This window comes from Aquibium oceanicum (assembly GCF_001889605.1).
Taxonomy (GTDB): Bacteria; Pseudomonadota; Alphaproteobacteria; order Rhizobiales; family Rhizobiaceae; genus Aquibium; species Aquibium oceanicum.
In genome coordinates this window covers 857,012-881,118 of sequence record NZ_CP018171.1, presented here as the reverse complement: position 1 = coordinate 881,118, position 24,107 = coordinate 857,012, and the positions used below count along the sequence as shown (strand labels likewise).

At 63.7% G+C, this 24,107-nt stretch carries 22 protein-coding genes; 8 read left to right on the top strand and 14 right to left on the bottom strand.

The annotated features are described in order from the left end of the window. Positions 1-46: 46 nt before the first annotated feature. The 11 genes from BSQ44_RS04435 to BSQ44_RS04385 form a co-directional block, all read right to left on the bottom strand. Positions 47-1,147 carry a M24 family metallopeptidase gene (locus BSQ44_RS04435; RefSeq protein WP_072602126.1) on the bottom strand — a complete coding sequence of 367 codons (1,101 nt, stop codon included), beginning with the start codon at positions 1,145-1,147 and terminating at the stop codon, positions 47-49. A 154-nt stretch (positions 1,148-1,301) separates the two neighbouring features. Continuing rightward, positions 1,302-2,138 (bottom strand): aspartate/glutamate racemase family protein, encoded by an 837-nt coding sequence (locus BSQ44_RS04430; RefSeq protein ID WP_072602125.1) that lies wholly within the window; start codon positions 2,136-2,138, stop codon positions 1,302-1,304. 60 nt (positions 2,139-2,198) lie between these two features. After that, entirely contained in the window at positions 2,199-3,863 is a 1,665-nt protein-coding gene (locus tag BSQ44_RS04425) for a hydantoinase B/oxoprolinase family protein (protein WP_072602124.1), read from the bottom strand. Positions 3,864-3,874: 11 nt separating this feature from the next. Continuing rightward, a complete protein-coding gene (locus BSQ44_RS04420; RefSeq protein ID WP_072602123.1) occupies positions 3,875-5,950 on the bottom strand; it encodes a hydantoinase/oxoprolinase family protein in 2,076 nt (691 codons plus the stop codon). Between the two features lie 3 nt (positions 5,951-5,953). Then, positions 5,954-6,451, bottom strand: coding sequence for a GAF domain-containing protein (locus tag BSQ44_RS04415; RefSeq protein WP_210187919.1), 498 nt, complete (start codon positions 6,449-6,451; stop codon positions 5,954-5,956). Continuing rightward, entirely contained in the window at positions 6,444-7,256 is an 813-nt protein-coding gene (locus BSQ44_RS04410; protein ID WP_072602121.1) for an ABC transporter ATP-binding protein, read from the bottom strand. Before BSQ44_RS04410 ends, BSQ44_RS04415 begins: the two co-directional genes overlap by 8 nt. After that, entirely contained in the window at positions 7,253-8,143 is an 891-nt protein-coding gene (locus BSQ44_RS04405) for an ABC transporter ATP-binding protein (RefSeq protein ID WP_072602120.1), read from the bottom strand. Before BSQ44_RS04405 ends, BSQ44_RS04410 begins: the two co-directional genes overlap by 4 nt. Beyond that, entirely contained in the window at positions 8,140-8,973 is an 834-nt protein-coding gene (locus BSQ44_RS04400; RefSeq protein ID WP_072602119.1) for an ABC transporter permease, read from the bottom strand. The genes BSQ44_RS04405 and BSQ44_RS04400 overlap by 4 nt, the downstream gene beginning before the upstream one ends. Then, entirely contained in the window at positions 8,970-9,995 is a 1,026-nt protein-coding gene (locus BSQ44_RS04395; protein WP_072602118.1) for an ABC transporter permease, read from the bottom strand. The genes BSQ44_RS04400 and BSQ44_RS04395 overlap by 4 nt, the downstream gene beginning before the upstream one ends. Positions 9,996-10,054: 59 nt before the next feature. Next, positions 10,055-11,656, bottom strand: a complete 1,602-nt coding sequence (locus BSQ44_RS04390; protein ID WP_072602117.1) for an ABC transporter substrate-binding protein — start codon at positions 11,654-11,656, stop codon at positions 10,055-10,057. Continuing rightward, positions 11,653-12,339 carry a helix-turn-helix domain-containing protein gene (locus BSQ44_RS04385; protein ID WP_072602116.1) on the bottom strand — a complete coding sequence of 229 codons (687 nt, stop codon included), beginning with the start codon at positions 12,337-12,339 and terminating at the stop codon, positions 11,653-11,655. Before BSQ44_RS04385 ends, BSQ44_RS04390 begins: the two co-directional genes overlap by 4 nt. A gap of 400 nt (positions 12,340-12,739) precedes the next feature. Here BSQ44_RS04385 and BSQ44_RS26240 point away from each other — a divergent pair, with 400 nt between their 5' ends. After that, entirely contained in the window at positions 12,740-13,189 is a 450-nt protein-coding gene (locus BSQ44_RS26240; protein ID WP_235633404.1) for a response regulator, read from the top strand. On the opposite strand, the gene BSQ44_RS04375 is transcribed toward BSQ44_RS26240, so the two are convergent. Then, entirely contained in the window at positions 13,186-14,217 is a 1,032-nt protein-coding gene (locus BSQ44_RS04375; RefSeq protein ID WP_072602115.1) for a sensor histidine kinase, read from the bottom strand. The two genes, BSQ44_RS26240 and BSQ44_RS04375, sit on opposite strands and share 4 nt — an antisense overlap. A 321-nt stretch (positions 14,218-14,538) precedes the next feature. Continuing rightward, the gene (locus BSQ44_RS04365; RefSeq protein WP_072602113.1) at positions 14,539-15,330 is read right to left on the bottom strand and encodes an SDR family NAD(P)-dependent oxidoreductase; all 792 of its coding nucleotides are present in this window, start codon (positions 15,328-15,330) and stop codon (positions 14,539-14,541) included. Positions 15,331-15,560: 230 nt separating this feature from the next. Between BSQ44_RS04365 and BSQ44_RS04360 the strand changes: the two genes are divergently transcribed. Together BSQ44_RS04360 and BSQ44_RS04355 are read left to right on the top strand one after the other, a co-directional pair. Beyond that, positions 15,561-16,337 carry an alpha/beta fold hydrolase gene (locus BSQ44_RS04360; protein ID WP_072602112.1) on the top strand — a complete coding sequence of 259 codons (777 nt, stop codon included), beginning with the start codon at positions 15,561-15,563 and terminating at the stop codon, positions 16,335-16,337. Beyond that, complete coding sequence (locus BSQ44_RS04355; protein WP_072602111.1) at positions 16,337-17,509, top strand: LLM class flavin-dependent oxidoreductase; 1,173 nt, start codon at positions 16,337-16,339, stop codon at positions 17,507-17,509. The genes BSQ44_RS04360 and BSQ44_RS04355 overlap by 1 nt, the downstream gene beginning before the upstream one ends. A gap of 42 nt (positions 17,510-17,551) precedes the next feature. On the opposite strand, the gene BSQ44_RS04350 is transcribed toward BSQ44_RS04355, so the two are convergent. Further along, positions 17,552-18,382 carry a GntR family transcriptional regulator gene (locus tag BSQ44_RS04350; protein ID WP_235633344.1) on the bottom strand — a complete coding sequence of 277 codons (831 nt, stop codon included), beginning with the start codon at positions 18,380-18,382 and terminating at the stop codon, positions 17,552-17,554. Positions 18,383-18,427: 45 nt separating this feature from the next. Here BSQ44_RS04350 and BSQ44_RS04345 point away from each other — a divergent pair, with 45 nt between their 5' ends. The 5 genes from BSQ44_RS04345 (at position 18,428) to gtdA (ending at position 24,102) form a co-directional block, all read left to right on the top strand. Continuing rightward, positions 18,428-19,276 (top strand): SDR family NAD(P)-dependent oxidoreductase, encoded by an 849-nt coding sequence (locus BSQ44_RS04345; protein WP_072602110.1) that lies wholly within the window; start codon positions 18,428-18,430, stop codon positions 19,274-19,276. A 10-nt stretch (positions 19,277-19,286) separates the two neighbouring features. Beyond that, positions 19,287-19,952, top strand: coding sequence for an NADPH-dependent FMN reductase (locus BSQ44_RS04340; protein ID WP_072602109.1), 666 nt, complete (start codon positions 19,287-19,289; stop codon positions 19,950-19,952). 87 nt (positions 19,953-20,039) lie between these two features. Further along, positions 20,040-21,005, top strand: a complete 966-nt coding sequence (locus BSQ44_RS04335) for a TAXI family TRAP transporter solute-binding subunit (RefSeq protein ID WP_072602108.1) — start codon at positions 20,040-20,042, stop codon at positions 21,003-21,005. Positions 21,006-21,059: 54 nt separating this feature from the next. After that, positions 21,060-23,018 carry a TRAP transporter permease gene (locus BSQ44_RS04330; protein WP_072602107.1) on the top strand — a complete coding sequence of 653 codons (1,959 nt, stop codon included), beginning with the start codon at positions 21,060-21,062 and terminating at the stop codon, positions 23,016-23,018. A 34-nt stretch (positions 23,019-23,052) separates the two neighbouring features. Continuing rightward, complete coding sequence (gene gtdA / locus BSQ44_RS04325; protein ID WP_072607848.1) at positions 23,053-24,102, top strand: gentisate 1,2-dioxygenase; 1,050 nt, start codon at positions 23,053-23,055, stop codon at positions 24,100-24,102. The last annotated feature ends 5 nt before the right edge of the window (positions 24,103-24,107 follow it).

The window sequence follows — 24,107 nt, the reverse complement described above, 5'->3', positions numbered from 1 at the left end:
CATCCTTCTGACGTCGGGCGAGTTGCCGATTTTCCCGAATGCGCGGTTAGGTCCCGGCGACGAACAGGTCGCGCGGCAGATCTGAGAAAATCTCGGGGCCGTCGGCGCGCAGGATGACGATCTCTTCGAGCCGGATTCCGAAGCGGCCGGGGATGTAGATGCCGGGCTCGATGGAGAAGACCATTCCCTCCTCCAGCACCGTTTCGGAGGTGGCGGTGATGTAGGGCGGCTCATGGCCGTCGATCCCCAGGCCGTGGCCGGTCCGGTGCACGAAGTACTCGCCATAGCCGGCATCCGCGATCACCTTTCGCGCCGCTGCATCGACCTCCTTCGCCGTGACGCCCGGACGCGCCGCCGCGAGCGCGGCCTGGACGGCCTTCTCCACAATGGTATGCACCTGACCGTAGCCCTCAGGCGGCTCGCCGACGACGGCCATGCGGGTAATGTCGCTCGGAAAGCCGTCCTTGCGCCCGCCGATGTCGATCACGATGGCGTCGCCTTCCTGCAATTGCCGTTCTCCGGTCTGGTGGTGGGGGAATGCGCCGTTTGGCCCGCCCCCCACGATCCAGAAAGCGGGCGAGGCGCCTTCGGCCGCGAAGCGGTCGCGGATCACCTGCGCCAGTTCCTTCTCCGTCATGCCGGCCCTGATCGAACCGAAGGCCGTCTGCATGGCGCGATCGGCGATCCCGGCATTCATCTTGATCTTGCGGTATTCGCCCTCGTCCTTGCGCATACGCAGGCGCCCGAGCGTGCGCTCGGTGAAGGCGTGGCCGGCGTTCGGCAGCGCGTCGAGGAGCAGGAGCGCGAAGTCGGCGCGCATCGTTTCGTCAAGCACCACCGACTTCGCGGCCAATGCGCCGACATCCTCGAGCGCGGCGGCGAGCCCGGCGACAGGCCCCTGATCGTCGCTCCAGGTGTGGAAGGCGATGGCGGTCGATTCGCGCGTCCCTTCGGCGTTGAGCACCGGCATGAGGAAAGCCTCGCGTTCCGGGCCGACCAACAAGAGGCAGGGGCGCTCGTCGGGATGCGGATGGAAGCCGAGAAGCCAGTCCATGTGCGAGCCCGGTGCGAGGGCGACGAGGTCGGCCCCCTCGGAGACCATGGCTTGGCGCAGGCGCGAAAGGCGTTCGGTGGCGGGATGGCTCATGATGTGCTCGTTCTCATCTGGTGTCGTTCGTCTGGTGCAGCGGACGGCGCGGCGCGGGGCTCGTTTGCTTCCTCGCATCGTGCGTGTCCGCGGGCGGAAATTCCCCGCCGTCCTGCGCATTCGCCACTATGGCTCGAGCGGGCGACGGTGATTTTCAGGCGGCGTTGCGAATGGTGCTTTCTCCGCTTGCGGCGACCACCACACGCGAACCGAAGGCCTCGCCCTGGTCGAAGCCGCCGATCGAAGCCATCTCGTGCTCGGGCGGCGCCTCGCAGGACCATTTCCGGCTCGGGACCAGACCGCACTGGCGTTTCAAGATCGCGGCGTATTCGGCCCGTTTCAGCGCTGCGATGGAGGGATCGATGACCGGCACGCCGAGTTGACGCCCGAGTTCGCGGTTGAACCCGACCTCCATGGTGCAGCCGAGGATGAGCGCTTCGGCGAAATCCTCCTCGACCGCCTTACGCCCGGCCTCGATCAGCCGCCGTTCTGTTTCGGCATGGTCCTGCTGGAATTCCGTGACGCCGAGTTCGACGTGGTAGAAGCCGGACAGTCGATGCTCGTGGCCGTGCTCGCGCACCGTCGCACTCATCTGGTGCACCCATTTGCGCCGCCCCACAATGACGCCGAAGCGGTTGGCAAGCGTCGAGGCGATCTCGCAGGAGGACTGGCATGGTGCCGTCACGATCATCTCGCCCGACACTTCGCGGGCGTCGTGCAGGGCGGTATCATAGAAGCAGCCGATCACGAAGCCGTCGAAGCCTTCCCGCGCCGCCTGTCTTGCCGCGCGGATGATGCCGCGCGTCACCATCGCCTCGTAGGAGCGGAATTCGATGTGCGAGAAGTTTCCCTCGGACGCCGGCAGGGAAGTGACGTGAACCTCCGTCCCCGGCAGCTTGTTGTCGCGCGCCATGTCGGCAAAGATCTCGTCATGCGCATGGTCGCTCGCGACCGGGCTGAAATACATAATTTTCAGCGGGTTCTCGCTCATCCCATTAGTCCTTTCGACATATCCTGCCCTGATAGGCCCCTTCGCGAGGCCTTCCGATGCTCATCGATCGTAGCCGTAGACCTCGCGTGCGCGCTCCGGCGTGATCAGGCCGTTGCGGATGTCGTCGGCGACGGCTTTCGGATCACGCTCCTTCGGGTTCCCGATGCCACCGCCGTTGCCGGTCACCACACGGATGACGTCGTCGGTGTGGGTCGTCAGGCCCGAGACGAAAGAGAACTTCTCCCGCTCACCGTCCTTGCGGATTACCTCCACGTAATTCGGCGAGCCTTCCATGCCGCCGTCCAGCGCCCAGGGGGGGAACTTCGAACGCGTGTATCCGGCGGTGAGGAAGCCGTTGTCGGCACGGACGCGGTAATCCATGACGATACCGCGGCCACCGCGGTACTTGCCCTCGCCGCCGGGCGCCACGTTGAGCTCCATACGGTCGACATAGAGCCCGTTACGCGCCTCGTTGATCTCGGCCGGACAGTTGTACGTCTCGCCGTGGAAGCCGCAGAAGATCGCCGAGTTTCCGTCGCGCCCGCGGCTTGCGCCCCAGCCGCCGAGCTGCGGCTCGATGATCGTGTACTGCCTGCCGGTATCGGGATGGATGCCGCCGATGAAGGTGCCGCAGACACTGGCGAAATGGCCCGATGCCAGTCGCTCGGGCATATGCGCGGCAAGGCACCGCCACATGATGTCGTACACCCTGAGCTCGATCTCGTAATAGAAGCCGATCGGCGCCGGTTCGCGGGCGTGAAACACCGAGCCTTCTAGCGTCAGCAGCCGGATCGGCCGGAACGAACCCTCGTTTGCCGGAGAATAGGGATCGGTCAGCGACTTGAAGATCATCTGGGCGGCGACCATCACGCCGTCGCGACTGGTGTTGACGGGGTTGTTCGACTGGTCGGGATTATCAAGCAGGTCCACCTCGAACGCATCGTCGGAAATGGTGATCTTCACGTTGAAGATGCGCCCGTCGTCCTGTTCCTCGGAAAGCTCGAACGTGCCCTTCGGCAGCTTCGCGAGTTCGGCGCGGGAAACCTGCTCTCCGAAATCCATGAAAGACTCCATGGCTTTCTGAAAGGTGGCGACGCCGTACTTGTCGGCGATTTCGACCAGGCGCCTGGCACCGATGCGCACCGAGGCGATCGCCGCCCAGACGTCGCCTTCGAGCACGTCGGGCATGCGCGAATTGACCTTGATGATCTCCATCACGGAACGGATCGGCTCGCCTTTGGAAATGATCTTGATCGCAGGCAGCCGCAGGCCTTCCTGGAAGATCTCCGTCGCATCGCCGGACAGCGAACCCGGCGCCATACCGCCGACGTCGGAATTGTGAGCGATGTTGGCCGTCCAGGCAATGATGGTGTCGCCGGCGAAGACCGGCATAGCCACGACGATGTCGTTCAGATGGGTCACGCCGCCGTAGTAGGGATCGTTGGTGGCGAAGACGTCGCCCGGCTGGATGTCGCCCGGTTTGTCGAACTTGGCGGTGATCACCTTAACCGCCTTGTCGAGAACACCGATGAAGGCAGGTATGCCGGCCCCGGACGAGGCGAGCGCGCCCTTCGCGTCGGTGATACCCGTGCCCATGTCGAGCACCTCGTAGATGATCGAACTCATCGCCGTCTTCTTCATGACGGCGAACATCTCGTCGGCGGTCGCCTGGAGCGAGTTCTGGATGATCTCGAGCGTGATGGGATCGTTGGACCTGTCGTTCATGATCCGCCTCCTCAGCCGGCCAGAGTGATGTGGATGTTGCCGTAGCCGTCGATCTCCACCTGGTTGCCGGGGTGGATCACGACGGTGGTGCCGGGATCCTCGACGATGGCGGGGCCCGTGAACCGCATGCCCGATTCCAGCTTCGTTCCATCGTAGATCGCGGCCTTCTTCACGCCTTCGAGCGCGTAGTCGACGTCGCGATGACCTTTCAGCGCGCTCTCGGCCGGCGTGCCGGTGGGTTCGCGCTTCGCCATGGCGAGCTTCCCGACCTCGGCGGAAGCGACGAGATGGATGCCGACCATCTCAACCGGCGCGTCCAGCCGGTAGGTGTACTCGCGTTCGTAGGTCTCGTGGAAGGAGGCCTCGATCTCCGCCAGTCTCTCGTCGGTCACCGCGCCGTCCGCGATCAGGACCTCCGTCGTGTGCTCCTGGTTCTGGTAGCGGAACTTGCCGTAACGCAGCATCTTCACCTTGTCGGCCGCGACGCCTTCCTGCGTAAACTGCTGGCGCGCACGGTCCTCCGTCTCCGCGAAGATCGCTTCTATGCCGACGGCCGAGCCCGGCTTCAGTTCGGCCAGCCGGGTGACGAAGTAGTCGCGGCGCAGGTCCGACATCATCATGCCCCAGGCCGAGAAGACGGATGCACCAGCCGGCACCACCACCTTCTTCACCCCGAGTTCCTGGCCGAGCGCAACGCCGTGCATGGCGCCGCCGCCACCGAAGGCGACCAGCGTGAAGTCGCGCGGATCGTGGCCGCGGTTGAGCGATACGAGCTTGAGCGCGTTGACCATGTTGTTGTTGGCGATGCGGATGATGCCGCGCGCCGCCTCGTCGGTGTCCACGCCGAGCTTCTCGGCCACGCCAGCAAGCGCGGTCTCGGCAGCGGCCATGTCGGCAACCACCTCGCCGCCACAGAAATAGTCCCGGTTGATGCGGCCGAGCCAGAGATTGGCATCCGTCGTGGTGGCGTCGCTGCCGCCGCGTCCATAGGCGGCCGGACCGGGCATAGCGCCTGCCGACTGCGGCCCGACATGCAGCTTGCCGAAATCGTCGACCCACGCGATCGAACCGCCCCCGTTGCCGATCTCCACGAGATCGACGACGGGCACCATGATCGGATAACCGGCCGAGGTGCGGTCGCGCTCGATCCAGTAGTCGGTCTTGATCTTTACTTCGCCGTCCTCGATCAGCGAGCACTTCGCGGTCGTGCCGCCAATATCGAGCGCCAGTACGTTCGGCTCGCCGATAAGCTTGCCGAGTTCGGCGGCGCCCCAGAAGCCGGAAGCCGGGCCGGATTCGACCATCGTGATCGGGATCTTCGATACGGATTCGAGCGAGTCCACGCCGCAGTTTGACTGCATGATGTAGGGGCTGCCTTTCAGCCCCTTCTCTCTCAGCCCGTTGGCGAGCCGCGACAGGTAGCGCTCGGCGATCGGCTGGACGTAGGCGGAAAGCACGGCGGTGTTGGTTCGCTCGTATTCGCGCCATTCGCGCGTGATCTGGTGCGATGAGACGACGGAGACCTCGGGCCAGAGCTTTTGCACCTCCGCCATCGTCCGCTCCTCGTGCGTGGGGTCTGCGTAGGAATGCAGGAAGGAGATCGCGACCGCCTGGACACCGTCGGCCTTAAAGTCCTCAAGGATGGCCGGCAGTCCGGCGAGGTCGAGCGGCTTCAGTTCCTCGCCCTTGTAGCTTGTGCGTTCGGGGAGCTCACGCCGCAGGTAACGCGGCACGAAGGGTTTGGGCTTCTCGTAGTGCAGGTTGAAGAAGTCCGGACGGTTGCCGCGCGCGATCTCCAGCGTGTCGCGGAAGCCTTCGGTCGTGATCAGCCCTACCTTCACGCCCTTGCGCTCGGTCAGGGCATTGATGACGACGGTTGTGCCATGCGCCAGAAAGTCGATCGATGCCGGATCGACACCACCCTTGGCCAGCACGTTGAGAACGCCCTCCTCGAAGTTGGGCGGCGTCGTGTCGGACTTGGCCGTGATGACGCGCGCTTCCCCGGTCGCAGCATCGGTCTCGAAGCAGACGAGGTCGGTGAAGGTGCCGCCGACGTCGGTCGCGACGCGGATGGTGGTCTCGGCCATGGATCAGGCTCCCTTTCGGTTCGTTCGGTCGTGCAGCAGAAGGCAGACGAGGCCGGGCAGCTTGAGCGCTTCGGCGGCCTCGACGCGTTCGGGCGTGTAGTGGCCCGCCGCGTCCAGGCAGTTGATGGTTCCGGCGACCTCGCCGTCGATCAGGATCGGCACGTTCATGACGCTCTCGCAGCCGAGCGAGCGGATCAGTTTCCAGTCGTCGAACACGGCCTTGATTCCCTCGATGTCATTGGCGACGAAAGTCTTCCTTTCGCCGATCACCTGACGAGACCAGTCGGTCTCGTTAGCCGGCTTCGTTCCCGAGACCGGATAAGCGTCTGGCATGTTCGAATAGACCCGCGCATTGACCCGATGCGCGCGGTCGCTGGTCATGATGGTGAAGAGTCTGGCGCCCACCAGTTCCTGCGTCAGTGCGCAGAGGGCATCGAATACGGGCTGCGGCTGCGGCCCGGCGGCGCCCGCCGCCGTGAGGAACTTCGCGTAGTCAGGCACTTGCATTTTCCTTCTTCATGAGACGGTCGCGCAGCCGAACCTCTTCGGCGGTGACGACCGGGACGGCGCCGATGAGACGGCGCGTGTAGTCGTGATCCGGATCGGAAAAGATCTTTCCGGTCTGGTTGAGCTCGACCAACCGGCCGCGCTCGAAGACCGCGACGCGATCGGCGATGTTGCGAACGACGGAGAGATCGTGGGTGATGAAGACGTAGGTCAGGCCCCGCTTGCGGCGCAGGCCGTCCAGCAGCTTCAGCACCCGGGCCTGGACCAGCACGTCGAGCGCCGACGTCGGTTCGTCGAGCACCACGAGTTCGGATTCGCAGGCAAGCGCCCTCGCAATCGCCACGCGCTGGCGCTGACCGCCCGAAAGCGATCCCGGCGAGCGCCGTGCATAGTCCGCCGGCAGCCCCACCTCTTCGAGCAGTTGCCCGACCCGATCGCGGCGCCGCGCTCGTTCTCCGAGGCCATGGACGTCCAGCGGCAGGCGCAGGGATGCGCCGACCGAGCGTTGCGGATTGAGAGAAGACAGCGGGTTCTGCTGAACGAGCTGGATCGCGCGACGATGGGCAAGCGTGCGTCGCGCAGGCAGCAACTCACCCCGGTAGGAGATCGTGCCGATCGAAGGGGGATAGATGCCGAGGATCATGTTGGCGATCGTCGATTTGCCCGAGCCGCTCTCGCCGACGATGGCGAGGCATTCGCCTTCCTCGACGTCGATGGAGACGTCTTCGACGGCCCGCACCTCATGACCGCCCTGGGCGAAAATCTTGGAGACCGACCGAAGCGAAAGGAAATGCGTCATCCGGCAATCTCCGGCTCGGCACACCCGTCGTGCACGACCAGCGGCTGGAAGTAGTACTCCGAAACGTCCTCGATTTCCGGGATGCCCTCTCCGGTGATGCGCGGCACGGCCGAAAGCAGCGCGCGGGTATAGGGATGGCGCGGATCGGCGAACAGATCGGCGGTGCGCCCGTGTTCGACGATCCGGCCCTTGTAGATAACGTAGACCCGGTCGGCGAACTCGCGGACCACGCCGAGATTGTGCGAGATGAACAGCACCGAGGTGCGATGCTTCTCCACGAGGGCGCGCATCAGCTGCAAAGTCTGCGCCTGGACGGTGACGTCGAGGGCGGTGCCCGGTTCGTCGGCGATCAGCAGCGAAGGTTCGTTGGCCAGCGCCATCGCAATCATGACGCGCTGGTTCATGCCACCCGAAAGCTGGAACGCGTAGGAATCGAGCGCCCGCTGCGGATCGGGAATGGCGACGTCCGCCAGCGCGGCGGCGGCCTTGTCCCCCGCCGCGACCGGACCTATGCCGGGCTCCGCCCGCTTCAGCACCTCGTGGAACTGCTCGCCGATGCGAAAGACCGGATTGAGCGAGGACATCGGATCCTGAAAGATCATCGACATGCGGTTGCCGCGCAGACGATGCCGTTCCGTCTCCGACAGTTCGGCGAGATCGCGGCCATCGAACGCGACCAGTCCCGATACCCTAGCACTGCGTGTCTGCTGCAGGAGCCCCAGGACGATGCGCGCGGTGACCGACTTGCCCGAACCGGACTCGCCCACGAGCGCCACCCGCTCGCCCTTGTTGATATGGAGGGAGATTCCGTGCAGCACGTCGACCTGCCCGGCCCAGCCGCGGAAGCCGAGGTGCAGGTCCCGGATAAGAAGCGTCGGCGCGGTCATTGCTCGGCTCCGAGCACGTCCCGCAGAGCATCGCCGAGCAGGTTGAAGCCGAAGACCGCGACAAGGATGGCGAGCCCCGGAAACACGGTCAGCCACCAGGAATCGGGCAAGTACTTTGCGCCGTCGGCCACCATGGAACCCAGGTCAGGCGTGGGCGGCTGCACACCGAGCCCGAGGAATGAGAGCGAGGAGGCGATGAGGATGACGAAGCCGAGGTCGAGCGTCATCTTGGTGACGATCGACGGCACGCAGTTCGGCAGGATTTCGCGGAAGATCACATGCGCTTTCGACGCGCCGATCACCTCCGCCGCGAGCACGTAGCCTTCTTCCTTCTCCGAGCGGGTGAGATTGTAGACGAGCCGCGTGTACCAGGGCCACCACATCACCGTGACCGCCAACATGCCGTTGGTCAGCGTCGGCTCCAGCAACCCCATCATCGAGAGCGCGAGAACCAGCGGCGGGATGGACAGGAAAACGTCCGTCACCCGCATCAGCACGTATTCGGTCCAGCCGCCCACGTAACCCGCGACGAGGCCGATGGTGACACCCACGGGAACCGCGACCGCTAGCACCACCACGCCGAGAAGCAGCGAGATGCGGTAGGCGTAGAGGATGCGCGAAAAGAGATCCCGGCCGACGAGATCGGTTCCGAAGATATAGGGCCATTCCGGCGCCTTGTTGAAGTTGGCGAAGTCGACGACGGCTCCGCTGTGGCTGGGAAAAGGCGCGATGAAATCGGCGAAGATGGCCGATAGGACGACGGTTCCGACCAGGATCAGGCCGATCACCGACAGCGGATTGCGAAGCAGGATGAAGAGCGTCCGCTTCATGCAGCCCTCTGCGACAAACGGATGCGCGGATTGATGAAGGCGATCAGGAGGTCGACCACGATGTTCACGACGAGGAACATGGCCGAGATGATGAGGACCGTGCCGACGATGGCGTTCAGGTCTTTCCTGAGGATGACGGCGACGCCGTAGCGGGAGAGCCCCGGCCACGCGAACACCGCCTCGACAAGGAACGCGTTGCCGAGCATCGCCGCGAAATCCAGACCGATGATGGTGAGCGACGGGATGAGCGATGGGCGGAAGGCGAAGCGGCGCGCGATCTTCGATTCCGGGAATCCGTAGGACTGCGCCATCTCGATGTACGGCTTGTCGTAGGTCTCCACCATGTTGGAGCGCGTCAGACGGGCCGCCTGCCCGATCCCAGAGAGCGCCAGCGCGAAGGCCGGCAGTATGATGTGCCATGCGGCATCGCCGAAAGCGGCAACATTGCCCGCCAGCAGCGTATCGATGAACAGGAAGCCGGTGACCGGATCGATCGTGTAGCTGTCGGTGATGCGGCCCGCGATCGGGAAGATCGGCAGGAAGAAAGCGAAGAGCAGCATGAGGATGACCGCCCACACGAAGCTTGGCGCGGACACGCCGAGCAGCGTCACCAGGCGGATGAGATTGTCCGCCCACGACCCCCGGTAGCGCGCCGAGATGATCCCGAGCGGCAAGCCGACCAGCACCATCATCAGTCCGGCCACGACGATCAGCTCCAGCGTGGCTGGCAGGAACTGCGCGATGTCGGCGGTCACCGGACGGTTCGTGTAGAGGGAGATGCCGAGATCTCCTTGGAACAGATCACGGATGAAATACGCGTATTGCACGACGATGGAATCGTCGAGATGCAGCCGTTCGCGCAGCATCGCGAGTTGCTCGGCCGTGGCGTTCGGCCCCAGCGCGATGCGGGCGGGATCGCCGGGAATGATCCGGGCAATGGCGAATATCAGCATCGAGACCCCCGCCAACACGATGAGCGAAGTCCCTAGCCGCTTCGCGAGGAGGCGGACGACAGGCGGCATGATCGTATGTCCGTTTGCGAAGGGCCGGCGCCAGTCGCCGGCCCCGCGGGTTGCGGGCGCTACTCGCCCGTCATTTCCATGAGCCGGAAGGAGAAGCCCATTCCGTCGAGCCCGAACGCCTTCTCCGGATCGCTGAGCGCCGGGGCTTTCACGCGATTGGACGCGGCGAACAGGGACTGGCGATCATAGCCGTAGATCGTCGGCGCGATCTCCATCAGCCGGTCGTTGAGTTCGGCATAGGCCGCCTCGCGTTCGGCGGGATCGGTGACGGTACGGCCCTTGGCCAGGAGTTCGTCGACCTTGTCGTCCTTCAGATATTCGGGCGACTGCCACGTTCCCGCGACCGAAGAGTGGTACATCGGGTAGAGCAGCGTATCGGGATCCCCGGTGACCGCGTTCACGAATATCTGCGAGATGTTGGGCGTGTTCTCGGGCTTGGCGACCTGCTCCGTGTAGAGCGCCCACGGCACCTTGCGGATCTCGGACTTGATGCCGAGTTCGGCGAAGTTCGCCTGCATGAGCAATGCGAAGCGCTCCTCGATCGGCACTTCGCCGATCCACGACAGTTCGAGCGTGAAGTCCTCCGGGCTGTACTTGCAGTCCGCGAGGCGCTGCTTCGCGGCTTCGAGATCGCGCTTCAGCACGTCTTCGGCCGGGTTGGCGCCGAACATGCCGACCGGAACCGCGCCGGTGGACGGGCTTCCCTGCGCGACGTCGTCGGTGACTGCCACCATGGTGATCCCGGCGGCGTAGTCGTAGGCTTTCGCCAGCGCCATGCGGCAGTTGACGTCGTCGAGCGGCGGCTTCTGGGTGTTCATCTTGACGTAGAAGGCGCCGCCGCCGGTCTCGGTCAGGATCTGCGCGCCGTCCGCGGCGAGCGACTTCAGCACCTCCGGCGGCAGCCACTGCGAGGAGATGTCGTGCTCGCCCTGGGCGATGAGCGTCCGTACCGTCGCGGCCTCGAGGCCATAGCGCAGACGAACCTGGTCCGGAGCGACGTCAGGAACGCCCAGGAAATAGTCCGGGTTCTTCTCCATGACCGTTTCCTGCTGCGGGTTGTGCGAAACGACCGCGTAAGCGCCTGTTCCCGCGCTGTTGCCGGAAAGATAGGCCTGACCCCAGTCCTTCATCTCCCCCTCGCCTTCGCCGAGGTTCTCCATCACCAACTTCTTGTCGATGATCGGCAGCCGCACGAGCGAGGCGATGAAGGGCGAATAGGCTTCGGTCAGATTGAAACGGACGGTGTGTTCGTCGACCGCTTCTGCGCTTTCGACCTTGTCGAAGACGAATGACAGCCCCTGTCCGAGTTCCTTCATGCGGTCGAAGGAGAAGACGACGTCCTCGGCGGTCAGCGGGTTGCCGCTCTGGAATTTCACGTCCTCGCGCAGTTTGAAGACGAAATCCGAGCCCTCAGCCTCCCAGCTTTCGGCCAGATGCGGCGCATAGCCCGGGCCGCCCTGTATCGGCAGGACCAGCGTGTCGTAGACGTTGAACATCAGGATCGAGTCGGCGTAGTCCGTCGCCTTCCCGGGATCGAGCTCTCCGACTGCAACTTCATCGAGACGCAGGACGGACTGGGCCGAAGCCTGCGCGATCATCGCGGGTGTGAGAAAGGTCGCGGCGAGGAGCGCTGCCGAGAGCATTCTTGTAGTCTTGTTCATGACGATTCCCCTGTGGTTTTCTTTGGTTTGGCAGTTTCGTTCCCGTTGAGAGCGACCCGGCGGAGGACGGGATGCTCGCCCTGCGCATTCTGATCGTCACCGAAGACGTCCATGGTGCACGTGTGCAGGATCGTGGCCGGCAGGCCGGTGTGGTTCCAGGACGAGTGAATCCGAGTCGACGGGAAATGGAGCGAGTCTCCAGCTTCGAGGATGTTGATCTCCCCTTCGATTTCGACGGTGATCCCGCCTTCGAGGACGTAGAATATCTCCTCGCCGTCATGCGCGATCGGCTCGGATCGATATCCCGGCGGCTCGTGGATGATGACGCTGCGCAGCACGTTGCCCGGGAAGGAGGTGGACAGTCGTTCGTAGACGAGCGAGTTGCCGCCGACCGCATAGTGCGGCCGCTGGTCGTGCCGCGTCATCGGAGCCGTGACCTTCGGCTGCGACAGGAATTCGCTCAGGTGAACCTTCAGGACACGAGCCACGTTGGCGAGCGAGGAGAGCGATGGCGTCGTGATCCCCCTCTCGATCTGGGAAATGAAGCCCACCGACAGACCGGCGCCGTCCGCGACTTCCTTGAGGGTGAGGCCGAGAGCCCGACGGCGGGCGCGCAACCGATCACCCAGCGGCACCTGCGGGGCGGTATCGTCGTCGCCTGCGAACTCGATGTGATTTTCCAAGCTGCACCCGTTTTAGTATTTGTAAAATCTGACCAAGCCGAATTGGCTTGTCAAGCGGGATTTTTAGCCGGACTAAAACGACTGCGGATGGGGAACATGCGTCTTCATCACGATATGAAGGTGGCAAGGCACGCCTTTCCGGCTCGCTCGGAACCCAGGTCGCTTCACGACAATCGCGGAAGCGATGAACCCTCCGGCGCGCACGACAACTCCGCCGGGGGCAAACGCTCAATCGTCCCGCAGAATGACCCCCGCGGCCTGGGCCTGGCTATCGCAAAGGCGCTGGTCACGGTCGGTATTGCCAAAGCGACTATGCCGAAACCGCAGTCAGGATCAGAAGTCGCTGGAACTTTCCTGCTTCACCCGCGTTCTCGCCGCACGGCGGCGGAAGTTGGCCGCGATGGAGGCGAAGCGGATTACGACCCGCAACAGTGTGACGAAGAACATGCCACAGAAAGTGCTTATAGTAGAAGACGAGTATCTGATCGCCCTCGATATGGAAGCGGCCCTTGAGGACGCAGGATTCATATCGGCGGGGATTGCATCGACGCGGGAAGAAGTGCGTGCGAAAGTCAGGCAGAACCGTCCCGACATCGCGCTCGTCGATCTGCACCTTGCCGATGGACTGACGGGGCATTTGATCGGGGAGGAACTCGGCAAACTGGGTGCACGGGTCGTCTTCGTTACCGCCAATCCATCCCTGGTGGCGCAAGGGGTTCCTCATGCGCTCGGCGTGATCGAGAAACCGGCAGACGAAGATTCGCTTCTCGATGTGGTGCGATGGGCCTCGGAGGCTTCGATGCACACACAGACCTCTCAGCTACCGCCGCGGTTCCAACGGTTCGCCTAAGCGTCACTTGCCCGGTACAGGCGAGCCAACGGAACCCGCAGGCGCACCGTCAATCCATCGGCCTTCCAGAATCGCTCCAGCTGACCACCCAGTTGACCTTCGGCGCTGATCTCGGTGAGCGTGGTACCGAAGCCCAGTTCGGTCGGAGCAGCCGATACGAGGGGCCCTCCCGATTCGACCCATGCGATGTGAACAGAGCCGTCTTCCGCGCGGAGGGTGATTTCGACCAGCCCTTCCGCTGTCGAGAGCGAACCGTGCTTCAGTGAGTTCGTCAGAAGCTCGTGGAAGATCAGCGAGACGGGTGTGGCGCCGCGATCGTCGACCGGCACATCGTCTCCACTGATCCTGATGCGACCTCCCTCGAATGCGGGGTACGGGCTCGCCAGCATTTGTATGAGCCCGATCAAGGTTGTGCGACCGATCAGGGGCCGGGACTTTTCGCTGTGCGGCCTGACGAACTCGTTCGCACGGCCGAGTGCCGCAATCCGCTGACGGAGTGCCTTCGCGAACTCTCGCGCTTCGGGGAATTGCCGTGCAGAAAGGGAGATCAGCCCTCCAAGCACCGAAAAAATGTTCTTGATGCGATGACTGAGTTCGCGGCTCAGGATCTCGTTTTCTTCCGCTACAGCCTTGGAGTCGTTGATATCCGTACAGGTCCCGATCCATCGCACGATCCGTCCACGCTCATCGCGGATGGGTGCTGCACGCCCGATGGTCCACCGATACTCGCCGGTGTGGTGGCGGAGTCGGTACTCCACTTCATAAGGATCGCCCGTTTCGAGTGAATGAAGCCACCGTTTCCATGCCTCCGGCCGGTCGTCCGGATGGAACATACCCGCCCATTCCTCGCCGTCTGTGGAGCCAGGCGATACCCCGGTAAATTCATACCATCGTGCATTGTAGTAGTCGTGATGCCCGTCGGGCCTCGTAGACCAGACCATTTGCGGCATCGAGTCCGTGAGCACCCTGAAGGATGCCACCTCGATCGGAAGGGGGTTCGTCTCGGCGCGCGCGTCAGCCACAGTCATCAGAAATCCTCCGACCGGAAGCTGATCGGTTGTTCCCCGAACGGGTAATAAAGTCCGACGAGGTTATCAATATGCGGTCTGATCTTTGCGGGCATCGGCTGATCGGCAGTCGCGGGACGGACGCGGCACTCCAAACTTGCCGCCAATCTGGCGTCGCTACTCATGGATGAATGGTGGATGAAGACCTGAAGGATCGGCATCTTCAGCCGACTTCATATGATACCGATCCGCCGCCCGATCAAGGAGGTATCCCCGCCGAATTGGGACGATTTCACCTGTCCAACCGTTGCCCGGCCGTGCAGCTTTGTTGAGGCTGTACGGTTACTTCGCCATAATCCCTCCATCGATCGGGATCGTGACGCCCGTGATGAAGCTCGACGCGTGGGAGGACAGAAGGAGTGCCAGCCCCTTGATCTCCTCAGGATCGGCGATCCGTCCGAGCGGCACCATCGAAGCGAACTGCGCCTCTACTTCGGGCTGTCTTATGCGGCCACCCGCGATATTGGTGCGGAAGGGGCCGGGCGCGATGCCGTTGACCATCACGTCGTACGGCGCGAGTTCCATCGCCGCCTGCCGAACGAGATTGACTACCGCGGCTTTCGTCGCCGTGTAGGCGTAGCCGCACATCACCTCCGACTTCAGACCCGCGACCGAGGCGACCGCGAGGATACGACCGCTGCGCTGCCGCTTCATGTGCTTCGCCGCCGCCTGGATCGAGGCGAAGACGCCGGTGAGATTGATGCCCAGCACCCGGTCCCATTGCGTATCATCGACTGCGTTGATCTGGCCCGCGTCGGTGAGATAGCCCGGCCCGGCGGTGATGCCGGCATTGGCGACCATGATGTCGAGGCTGCCGTGCCTGGCCGCCACTTCGTCGGCCGCCGCGCGGAGCGCCCCGCGGTCGGAGACGTCGAGGACGTGCGCTTCGGCACTGCCGCCGCTCTCTTTCACTGCAGCCCTCGCGCGCTCCAGCGCGGCGCCGTCCACATCGGTCAGCACGACATGCGCACCCGCCTCGGCCAGCACCTGCGAGATCGACAGCCCCAGGCCGCTCGCCGCGCCCGTGACAAGGCCGATCCTGCCTTCCAGAGAAAACCGTTCAGCGTATCCCATTCCATCCTCCCGCTGCAGAATGGTATGCAAACCCTATTCGAGGCTATTGGACAAGGAAAATCATTTCTGGAATTTTTATGTAATTAATTCAATACTATATGCCGGATTCAGGACCCAATCGCTCTAAGGTTGGCAACATTCCCGTTGACGCATTTTCGGAATAAGTGTGTACAATGGGGTGAGGAAACGGCCGGGGAACCCGGCCAAGCGCTTCAGGGAGGTCGCGCGGAATGGCGCACGAGGAATCATTCGAAACCGTCACCGGTTGCCGGATCCGCATGATGCGGAAGGGCAAGGGCGAGCCGCTGCTTTTCCTGCATGGTGCAACAGGCGTGCCGCGCTGGCTGCCCTTCATGGACATGCTGGCCGAGAAGTACGACCTGATCGTACCGGAACACCCCGGCTTCGGGTCGTCCGACACACCCGACTGGCTCGACAATATCGGCGACCTCGCCTTTTTCTATCTCGATCTGATCGAGCATCTCGGGCTTGAAAAGGTGCATCTGCTCGGCACGTCGATCGGCGGCTGGATTGCCGCCGAACTCGCGACGCGCTCATGCGAGAGCATCAAGACTCTGACGCTGGTCGCTCCGGCGGGCATCCACGTGAAAGGCGTCAAGAAGGGCGATATCTTCATGTGGTCGCCCGAGGAAACGGCGCAGAACCTCTTCCATAACCAGGAGATCGCCAAGGCGGTGCCGCAGCCGGCCAACGAGGACGAATTGATGGTCGTGCTGAAGAACCGGCTGATGACGGCCAAGCTCGGCTGGCAGCCGCGCATGTACAACCCGCACCTGAAGAAGTGGCTGCACCGCGTGGACGTGCCGACGCTGATCATCTGGGGCGACGACGACAAGCTCATCCCCGCCGCGTACGGACAGGCCTATCGCGACCTCATCCCGAACTCCTCGCTCGAGGTGATCGCCGAATGCGGGCATCTGCCCCATGTCGAAAAGGCGCAGGAATTCACCTCAAAGGTCGTCAGCTTCATCGAAGGAGCCGCGTGATGAAATTCTACATGATGCACCTGATGCCCTATGCGGATCTCGATCTGGATTACGACCAGAAGTACAATTCCGCCTGGATCACGCTGCCCAACAGCTACTATGATCCGAAGAAGGGCGCCAAGCTCTACAACCGCTATCTCGACGAACTCGAATATGCCGACCAACTCGGCTTCGATGGCGTGTGCGTCAACGAGCACCACCAGAACGCCTATGGGCTGATGCCGCAGCCGGGCGTCATGGCGGGGGCGCTGGCGCGGCGGACCAAGAAGGTGAAGATCGCGATCCTCGGACGCGCGCTGCCGCTGCTCAATAACCCCGTCACCGTCGCGGAAGAATTCGCGATGGTGGACAACATCACCGAGGGCCGCCTGATCGCCGGCTTCGTGCGCGGCATCGGTGCGGAGTATCACGCCTGGAGTTCAAATCCCGCGCTCTCTCACGAACGTTTTCATGAGGCGCACGACCTCATCGTTCGGGCCTGGACCGAGACGGGGCCGTTCGCCTTCGAGGGCGACCAGTATCACTTCGAATACGTGAACCTGTGGCCTCGGCCCTACCAGAACGATCCGCATCCGCCGATCTGGATCCCGTCTCAAGGTTCGAGCGAGACCATCGAATGGGCCTCGCACCCGTCGCGCCGCTACACCTATCTGCAGACCTTCACGCCGGTGGCGATGCTGGCCAAGTACATGCAGATGTACAAGGACATGGCTGCCGAGCACGGCTACGAGGCCACCGAGGACCAGCTCGGCTGGTCGGTGCCGCTCTATGTGGCGGAGACCGACGAGATCGCCCGCCGTGAGGCACAGCCGCACATCGAGAACTTCCTCAACAAGTTCCTGCGCATGCCCAAGGAGATGCTGCTGCCGCCGGGCTATCTGTCGCTCAAATCGATGATGGGCGTCATGAAGGCGAAGTCCTCGATCGGCACGAAGCAGACGATCGATACGGTGATCGAGAAGGGCATGTTCATCTGCGGCAGCCCGCAGACCGTGCGCGAGAAGCTGGCGGAGTACCAGTCGCAGATCGGCTTCGGCCATCTGCTGACGTTGCTGCAGTTCGGGACGCTGCCGGCCGAACTGACGCGCAAGAACATGGAACTCTACGCCAACGAAGTGATGCCTTACCTGCGCGACCACACAGCCAGGAAGGTCTCGGTCGCCGCCGAGTAAACTCCGCGATCAGGGCCCTCCTCGCGAGAGGAGGGCGGCGCGTCAGGGTTCCGGATCGGGATCGTTGAGGATCGAGAACAGATGAGCCCCCATCGCGGCCTCGGCCCAATCGGCATTCCGTGCCTTCAAGGCGGAGATGATCTCGTGGTGCTGCCTGTGCGTGCGCCTTGTCCGCTCCTCGACGGGCTCCGCGTAGACGTTGAAAATGGACGCGGGAAGCTCCAGCGACGATGCCAGGATGCGTTCGAGCCGGGGGCTGTCCGCGGCCCTGGCAATGAGCGCATGAAATTCGTTGTTCAACTGATCGAAGCGGGCGAGATGCCGATGCCACCCGAATTCGGCGAACACGCTCTCCATCTCCACCTCGAGCGCATCGAGGCGCGCGATGTCGGCATCGGTGATGCGTCGCGCCGCGCGTCGCGCTCCATGCGCCTCGAGCTTCGCACGCAGCCGGAAGATCTCGGCGACCTCTCTCTGCGAAAAACTGGCGACCTGGCCGCGCCGGTAGCGTTCCAACACGACCAGGCCCTCGTTGGAAAGCCGGCTCAGGGCCTCGCGCACCGGCGTGCGGCTGACGCCGATGCGCTCGGCGAGCCTGGCCTCCTGAAGCGTTTCCCCCGAGCGAAGGTCGCCCGAGATGATCGCACCGCGGATGAAGCGATACGCCGTCTCCACAGCTCCGGCTGCGTCCGTCCCTTCCCGTTCGGCGAGCGCCGCTCCGTCTGTGCTGGCCATCCTGTTCGGCACTCCCGCATCGGTTTTCAGCATAGTCTTCGCATGCAAGGTAGGAGGGCGGCAAGTTTCGGCCAGTTGTATACTAGAATGAACGATGATGGACAGAATGTCGCAGTTTTCGGTTGACCGGAGGTCCATCTTGTATACCCTCACATGCAACTCACACTTTGACGTGGACGCAGGATGAAGATCGAACGTGGCATGTGCGCCTATGTCTCCGGCGCAGGTTCCGGCATCGGGCGCGGGATTTCCCTGGCGCTCGCAAGCCGTGGCGTCAGTGTCGGCGTGGCCGACATCCGCGAATCCGACGCCGCGGAAACCGCCCGGCAGATCACCGCGGCCGGGGGCAGAGCGATTGCGCTTCCGGTCGACGTCTCGCAGGCGTCATCTGTCGAGACCGCGGCCGATCATCTGGAGAGCGCTTTCGGGCCGATCTCCATCGTGTGCAACAATGCAGGCGTGGCAATGCACGGCGTGCCGCTGCATGAAATCGAGATGAGCGACTGGGACTGGGTGATCGGCGTCAACATCTACGGCGTCATCCACGGTATCCGCAGCTTCATTCCCCGCCTGCTCGACCGCGGAACGGCCACACACATGGTCAACACCGCCTCGATCGGAGGCTTCCAGGTAAACCCGAATTTCATGACGGGGGCCTATTCGATGACCAAGTACGCGGTCGTGGCTCTCAGCGAAGCACTGCGCAACGAGCTCGCCGATACGAATGTCGGCATCTCGGTGCTGGCGCCGGCGGCCGTCGATACGGGCATCCATCTTTCGGAACGCAGCCGGCCGGAGCGTCTGGGCGGAGCCTATGTCCGGCCGCAAAACCACTTCATGGGCGATATGATCAAGGGCAGCACCCCACCGGAGACGATCGGCAAGCGGGTGGCTCAGGCTATCGAGGCCGGTGACTTCTACATATTCACCCATGCCGAAACAGAGGAATGGCTCGACCGCCGCCACGCGAGCATAAAGGACGCTTTCGCGAAGGCACGGCAGGCCGGAGCCGGTTCGATGGCGGCGGAATAGGCGCGAAAACATGCTCGACAGCCCAGGCTTCTACACGACACATGCGCGACGTACCGCGGGTCTCCCCGGCCGAGCGGCCCACATCGTCGGCATCGGCGGCACCACGCGCATAGGATCTTCATCGGAAACCGCGCTCAGATACGTGCTTTCGGAGTGCAAGTCCCTTGGCGCGACCACGGAACTGATTTCCGGTCCGCTTCTCGACCTTCCGATGTATGATCCGTCCGACGATCACCGAAGCCCTTCGGCACTCCGCCTGGTCCAGTCGCTGCGGAATGCCGACGGCATCATCGTTTCTTCGCCGAGCTATCACGGCGCTCTCTCGGGCGTCATCAAGAACGCGCTCGACTATGTCGAGGACATGCGCGACGATCCTCGCCCGTACTTCGACGGCCGCGCCGTCGGGATAGTCGTCACGGCTTTCGGTGCTCAAGGGCTCGGCACGACGCTCATCGGCCTGCGATCGATCATCCACGCCTTGCGCGGCTGGCCGACCCCTTATGCGGCTGCGATCAACTCGCAGGCAAAGCCGTTCGCCAACGGCCGGCCGGCGAATGCGGATGTCGAGAGCCAGCTCGGCACCGTGGCCAGCCAGGTCGTACAGTTCGCGGCGATGCAGCGTCTCGCTGCCTTGGCAGCGGAGCCGGCCAGAGACCGCGCTGTCATGACCGGCTGACGAACCAACGAGGCAGGTTGGGAGGAGAAACCAGCCGGTCCTCGGCACACAGGAATCCGCCTGACGCGGAAAATTGGGAGGTAGAACATGAAATCCATCATCAAGCTCGCGGCTGCTTTGTTTGCAGCGTCCGCGGTATTGTCGACATCGGCAGCCGCGCAGACGGTCTCCATCTCGACGCTGCCGCCGGGATCCATCAACAACGTCCAGACCCAGGCGATTGCCAAGGTGGTCCAGGAAGAGGCGGGCATCCAGATGCGCGTCGTGACCTTCAATTCCCCCGCCGCCTCGATGGGCGCGGTGCAGGCGGGCCAGGCAGCGGCGACCTTCATGTCGAACGACGAGGTCGGCATCGCCGTGCGCGGCAAGGACGAGCACGAGGGCAAGCCGCTCGACAAGCTGCAGCTCGCGGCAACGGTGTTTCCGTTCAAGGTGGGCGTCCTGGTACGCAAGGATTCCGGCATCGAGAGCGTCGCCGATCTCAAGGGCAAGCGCTTCCCGATCGGCTGGCAGGGCTTCCCGCAGGGCATTGCGCTGTCAAACGCGATCCTGGCCACTGCCGGCCTGACGCTCGACGACACCGACGGTGTTCCGACGGCCAACCTCCTGCGCGCAGCGGACGACTTCAAGGCCGGGCGGCTCGATGCGACCATTTTCGCCGTCGGCGCTCCGAAGATGGCGGAAGTCGATGCGGCGGTGGGCATCAAGTTCCTCGACCTCGACGATTCCGAGGAGGCCAAGAAGGCGATGGCCTCCATCCGGCCGGAATACACCGTTGCCAAGCAGGTCCCGCTGCCCCACCTCAACGGGGTCATCGGCGAAACCGACCTCATGCAGTATGCCATGACGGTGGCGGTGAGCGCCAACACGGACGAGGAGACTGTCTACAACATCGTCAAGGCGATCCACGAGAACAAGGATGCACTTGTCGCCGCGCATCCCTCGTTCAACGCGATGACCCCCGACAATCTGGCAGTCCAGCAGCCGGGCGTCACGTACCATCCGGGCGCGATCCGCTACTACAAGGAAATCGGCATCTGGCCGGGCGAGTAGTCGCCCGACCACCCAGCCACAGCCGAAATCCAGCCGAACGGGACGACGCCGCACATGACAATGCAGGCCGAACGTGAACTGGAGGCGCCGCCACCCGGCGGCGCCGTCAGAATCGCGACCACGCTGCTTGGCGCGGGCATCGCGCTTGCCGGCATCGCCTGGGGCGCCGATCTCTACCGCACCGCGGGCTGGAACTTCCTCGCCGAGCAGTTCCTGGCCGTCGTGCTGGGAATGTCGCTGGCGATGGTCTACATCGTGCGCCCGTTTCGCGCGGCCGATGCGCCGCGGGAGCGGGTGCCCTGGTATGACTGGATCCTGGCGGCCGTTTCGCTGGCGACCGGGATCTACATGGGGTGGCACTATCCGCGCATGCTGGGCGAGTTCTTCAACTTTCCCTGGGACGTGCTGATCGTCACCTGGCTGCTGCTGGTCCTGGTCCTCGAAGGCCTCCGGCGCTCTTCGGGATGGCCGCTCGTCATCGTCGTCCTGGCCTTCTTCGCCTATGCCCTGGTCGGGCATCTGGTGAGCGGAAGCCTCCAGACGAGGGAGGTCGAGCTGAACGCGATGGTCGTCTATCTCGGCCTCGACACCAGCGGCCTGTTCGGGCTGGTGCTGCTGATCGGGGTGACGGTCGTCATTCCCTTCGTCTTCTTCGGCCAGCTCCTGTCCTCGTCTGGCGGAGCAAACTTCTTCAACGACATCTCGCTGGCGCTGATGGGTCGATTCCGCGGCGGCGCGGCGAAGATCTCGGTGCTTGCCTCGTCGCTGTTCGGGTCTATCAATGGCATCGTCGTCTCCAACATCCTCGCCACCGGCGTCATCACCATACCCATGATGAAGAAATCGGGTTTCAAGCCCGAGCACGCGGCGGCGATCGAGGCGAGCGCCTCCAACGGCGGCCAGCTGATGCCGCCGGTCATGGGCGCGGTCGCCTTCCTGATGGCCGACTTCCTGCAGATCAGTTATGGCGAGGTCGCGATTGCCGCGCTGGTGCCGTCGCTGCTCTACTACTTCGCGCTCTTCATCCAGGCCGATCTCGAGGCGGCCAAGGGCAACATCCTGCGCGTCCCCGCCAAGGATATCCCGCGGCTGCTCCGGGTCTTGGCCAAGGGCTGGCTCTTCATGTTGCCATTCGCGGTCCTCATCTACGCGCTGTTCTGGCTGAACCGCGAGCCGGAGAACGCGGCGATCTATGCCTGCCTCGCGGTCATGCTGATCGGATTCGTGTTCGGCTATAGCGCACAGCGCCTCACCCTGGCGGAGATCTGGAACTGCGTTGTCCGCGCCGGGGTATCTTCGGCCGACATCATCATGATCGCCGCCGCCGCCGGCTTCATCATGGGCATATTGCAGATCACCGGGCTCGGCTTCGCTCTGACGATCTTCCTCGTCGACATGGGCGCCGGCAACGTCCTTCTGCTGCTCTTCATCTCGGCGGTGCTGTGCATCATCCTCGGCATGGGCATGCCGACGCTTGGAGTCTACGTGCTTCTTGCCGTGCTCATCGTCCCGGCGCTCGTGGAGGTCGGCGTCTCGCCGCTCGCCGCGCACATGTTCATCCTCTACCTCGGCATGATGAGCTTCGTGACGCCGCCCGTGGCGATCGCAGCCTTCTTCGCCGCCAACCTCGCAAAGGCCGATCCCATGAAGACCGGATGGGCCGCGATGCGGTTTTCCTGGACCGCCTACATCGTGCCGTTCCTGTTCGTCTTTTCCCCGACATTGCTGTTGCAGAGCACGTCGTGGAGCGCGATCCTGCTTTCGGTTTCGACGGCGATCATCGGGGTCTGGTTCGTCTCGGCGGGCATGATCGGATACGGGCTCAGACGCATGCCGGCGCTCTGGCGCATCGTCTCCACGGTCGGCGGTTTCCTGCTCCTGCTTCCGCCCGAGATGACGGGATGGGCCTGGATCGCCAACGTCGCCGGTTTCCTTCTGGCCGCTTCGGTCCTCGCCAGCGAGTATGTCGCGAGCCGGGCGATGGCGGAAGCCGGCAAAATTGCCGCCGAATAGCGCATAGCGAACGAGTTTCTTGAAGGACGACGACATGACACAATCCAGTTCGACGCCCGAGCAGCGCAAGGACTTCTACGACCGGCTGGCGCCGCAGAACCTCGCTCCGCTCTGGGAGGTGCTGCGCGGCCTGCTGCCGAACGAGCCGAAGTCGAAGGCCGCGCCCCACCGTTGGCGATACTCCGACATCCGCCCACTGCTCATGGAGTCCGGGCGGTTGCTTACTGCGCAGGAGGCAGAACGGCGCGTACTCGTGCTGGAGAACCCGAACTTCACCGGCATGTCGCGCGCTACGTCCACGATGTATGCCGGAATCCAGTTGATCATGCCGGGCGAGACGGCGCCGGCGCATCGTCATACGCCGTCGGCACTGCGCTTCATGCTGGAGGGCGAAGGCGCATTCACGGCGGTCGGCGGCGAGCGGACGACCATGCGCCGTGGCGATTTCATCATCACGCCGTCCTGGGCGTATCACGACCACGGCAACGAAGGCTCCGATCCCTGCGCCTGGCTGGACGGGCTCGACCTGCCGCTGGTCTCCTTTTTCGAGGCCGGCTTCAACGAACACTACAATGACGAGCGGCAGTCGATCACCCGCCCCGAGGGCGACGCCATAGCCCGCTTCGGGTCGGGCATGCTGCCGCTCAAGCCTGTCGAGCGGTACGGGCTGACGACGCCGATCTTCAACTATCCCTACGAGCGGACGCGCGAGGCTCTGGTCGCCGCGGCGAAGGGCGAGGAGCCGGACGCACACGAGGCGGTCTCGCTGCGCTATGCAAATCCGATCGACGGCGGGTGGGCCATGCCGACCATGTCGGCCTGGATGACGCACCTGCCGAAGGGGTTCGAGACCGCGCCGATGCGCTCCACCGACGGCATCGTGATGGCGCTCAGCGAGGGCGCCGTGACCGCGACGATCGGCGACAAGAACTTCGATCTCTCCGAACGCGACGTGGCTGTCGCGCCGGGGTGGACGTGGCGCAGCTTCAAGGCGACGCAGGACAGTTTCGTGTTCTGCTTCTCTGACCGCGTCGCCCAGGAGAAGCTTGGCCTGTGGCGCGAAGAGCGTGGCGCGGCCCGCTGAGATTT

Bases quoted from the DNA above. Each gene is read 5' to 3' on its own strand.
- BSQ44_RS04435 (WP_072602126.1), bottom strand. From the start codon at position 1,147: ATGAGCCATCCCGCCACCGAACGCCTTTCGCGCCTGCGCCAAGCCATG.
- BSQ44_RS04430 (WP_072602125.1), bottom strand. From the start codon at position 2,138: ATGAGCGAGAACCCGCTGAAAATTATGTATTTCAGCCCGGTCGCGAGC.
- BSQ44_RS04425 (WP_072602124.1), bottom strand. From the start codon at position 3,863: ATGAACGACAGGTCCAACGATCCCATCACGCTCGAGATCATCCAGAAC.
- BSQ44_RS04420 (WP_072602123.1), bottom strand. From the start codon at position 5,950: ATGGCCGAGACCACCATCCGCGTCGCGACCGACGTCGGCGGCACCTTC.
- BSQ44_RS04410 (WP_072602121.1), bottom strand. From the start codon at position 7,256: ATGACGCATTTCCTTTCGCTTCGGTCGGTCTCCAAGATTTTCGCCCAG.
- BSQ44_RS04405 (WP_072602120.1), bottom strand. From the start codon at position 8,143: ATGACCGCGCCGACGCTTCTTATCCGGGACCTGCACCTCGGCTTCCGC.
- BSQ44_RS04400 (WP_072602119.1), bottom strand. From the start codon at position 8,973: ATGAAGCGGACGCTCTTCATCCTGCTTCGCAATCCGCTGTCGGTGATC.
- BSQ44_RS04395 (WP_072602118.1), bottom strand. From the start codon at position 9,995: ATGCCGCCTGTCGTCCGCCTCCTCGCGAAGCGGCTAGGGACTTCGCTC.
- BSQ44_RS04390 (WP_072602117.1), bottom strand. From the start codon at position 11,656: ATGAACAAGACTACAAGAATGCTCTCGGCAGCGCTCCTCGCCGCGACC.
- BSQ44_RS26240 (WP_235633404.1), top strand. From the start codon at position 12,740: ATGGAGGCGAAGCGGATTACGACCCGCAACAGTGTGACGAAGAACATG.
- BSQ44_RS04375 (WP_072602115.1), bottom strand. From the start codon at position 14,217: ATGACTGTGGCTGACGCGCGCGCCGAGACGAACCCCCTTCCGATCGAG.
- BSQ44_RS04365 (WP_072602113.1), bottom strand. From the start codon at position 15,330: ATGGGATACGCTGAACGGTTTTCTCTGGAAGGCAGGATCGGCCTTGTC.
- BSQ44_RS04360 (WP_072602112.1), top strand. From the start codon at position 15,561: ATGGCGCACGAGGAATCATTCGAAACCGTCACCGGTTGCCGGATCCGC.
- BSQ44_RS04355 (WP_072602111.1), top strand. From the start codon at position 16,337: ATGAAATTCTACATGATGCACCTGATGCCCTATGCGGATCTCGATCTG.
- BSQ44_RS04350 (WP_235633344.1), bottom strand. From the start codon at position 18,382: ATGGACCTCCGGTCAACCGAAAACTGCGACATTCTGTCCATCATCGTT.
- BSQ44_RS04345 (WP_072602110.1), top strand. From the start codon at position 18,428: ATGAAGATCGAACGTGGCATGTGCGCCTATGTCTCCGGCGCAGGTTCC.
- BSQ44_RS04340 (WP_072602109.1), top strand. From the start codon at position 19,287: ATGCTCGACAGCCCAGGCTTCTACACGACACATGCGCGACGTACCGCG.
- BSQ44_RS04335 (WP_072602108.1), top strand. From the start codon at position 20,040: ATGAAATCCATCATCAAGCTCGCGGCTGCTTTGTTTGCAGCGTCCGCG.
- BSQ44_RS04330 (WP_072602107.1), top strand. From the start codon at position 21,060: ATGACAATGCAGGCCGAACGTGAACTGGAGGCGCCGCCACCCGGCGGC.
- gtdA (WP_072607848.1), top strand. From the start codon at position 23,053: ATGACACAATCCAGTTCGACGCCCGAGCAGCGCAAGGACTTCTACGAC.